The sequence below is a fragment of the Streptomyces sp. P9(2023) genome (genome assembly GCF_032436795.1).
In the GTDB taxonomy this organism is placed as follows: Bacteria; Actinomycetota; Actinomycetes; order Streptomycetales; family Streptomycetaceae; genus Streptomyces.
Genome location: NZ_JAUPWM010000722.1, coordinates 1 through 249, shown reverse-complemented (window position 1 = coordinate 249; position 249 = coordinate 1). Strand labels below are relative to the sequence as shown.

The window sequence follows — 249 nt, the reverse complement described above, 5'->3', positions numbered from 1 at the left end:
CAAGAGCCCGCCCCAGCGGATCCGTGGCCGGACCGCGCGGCGCGGGCGCGACCAGGCTGCGACCCGCCGACCCGCCCTGCTCGCCGTCTTGCGGCTGGCCCTCGCTGCCCTGAGTGCCGTCTTCACCCTCGCCCTGTTCTCCGCGCAGCGCCTTGCCCAATTGCCGCATCCCATCGCGCATCGCGCCGATGGCGTCGGCCTGCCGTTCCATCGCGCCGCCGGGGTCGCCCTGACGCAGCGCATCCTCGG

General features: G+C 75.5%; 1 protein-coding gene. It reads right to left on the bottom strand.

Annotated elements, in window-relative coordinates:
* Positions 1 to 249, bottom strand: a 249-nt coding sequence (locus Q5762_RS39235) for a DUF4175 family protein (protein ID WP_315897101.1), incomplete at both ends; no start/stop codon positions are given.